The sequence below is a fragment of the Nocardia sp. NPDC051900 genome (assembly GCF_044452545.1).
GTDB lineage: Bacteria > Actinomycetota > Actinomycetes > Mycobacteriales > Mycobacteriaceae > Nocardia > Nocardia sichangensis.
The window spans coordinates 1-1,114 of sequence record NZ_JBITBU010000081.1 but is presented as its reverse complement, the minus strand read 5'-3'; the positions used below and the strand labels follow the sequence as shown (position 1 = coordinate 1,114).

General features: G+C 67.9%; 1 protein-coding gene. It reads right to left on the bottom strand.

The annotated features are described in order from the left end of the window. The coding region (locus ACIA5H_RS37815; protein ID WP_397081176.1) for an IS481 family transposase at nucleotides 1–997 on the bottom strand (997 nt) is incomplete at its 3' end. Nucleotides 998–1,114: the final 117 nt, after the last annotated feature.

Genomic DNA, 1,114 nt, shown 5'->3' with positions numbered 1-1,114 from the left:
TGTATGAGGCCATGACGTTGGTGACACCGGTGTGGAGGCGGCTGGCGGGCGGGCGGTTCCCGGCGGCGGTGTGCGGGCGATGGTAGTTGAAGTGGATATTCCAAACCTGCAGGGCTTCTCTGCGCTGCCGGTCAGAGGCCCAGGTGCGGGCGTAGAGGAATTCTTCGGCCAGGATCCGTTGGTAGCGTTCGACTTTGCCGTTATGGCGGGGCGTGTAGGGACGGATCCTTTGGTGACGCGCACCGCGGAGCACTTTGGCGAAGTCGTGGGCTTTGTAGCAGGCGCCGTTGTCGGTCACGATCCGGTGGATGTGGCCGATCCCGTGGGCGGCGAGGAACGCCCTGGCTCGGTGCATGAACCGGATCACGGTGTCGGCTTTCTCGTCGTCGAGGGCTTCGGTGTAGGCCAGCCGGGAGTAGCCGTCGACAGCGGAGTGCAGGTAGACGTAGCCGGCTTTGGCGCCGCGCTTCTTGGCCCGGGCGGCGGCCTTGGCTTGGTCGGAGCCGGCGCCGTGGACGCGCCAGCCGCCGCCGTCGGGGATGCGGCCGACCTTCTTCACATCGACGTGCACCATATGTCCTGGCCAGCGGGCGGTGATCCGGCGTGGTGTCCGGTTGTTCTTGCCGGTGGGGTCGAGGAACCGGCGACGGCTCAACCCCAGGTGGGCGAGTTGGCGGGTGACCGTGCGGACCGCGATCGTGGTGCCTTCGCTGTGGAGTTCGAACGCGATCCGCCGTGCCGACCACTTGTTGTCCCTGCGTAGCCGCTCGATCCGGGCGACGACCGCGGCCGGGGTGGCGCGGGGTTGGCGATGTGGTGTCGAGGAGTGGTCGAGCAGGCCGAGCTCGCCGTGGCGGCGCCACCGGTTGACCCACTTGGACGCGCATTGGCGGGAGATGCCCATCTCGGCGGCGACATGGGCGATGGGACGGTGCTGGCAGCGTTGCACCAGGCGGCGACGACCCTCGACGGACAGTGGGGCGTTACGGTGGAGCACGGACGGGTCTTTCGGTTGCGCGGGCGGAGGATTGGCGTTTTCCATCCTGCCGCCGGAAGGCCCGTCCCCTTCAGCTCACCCCTGTTGCGGGCGTCAACAACCTCATGACCCGCAACA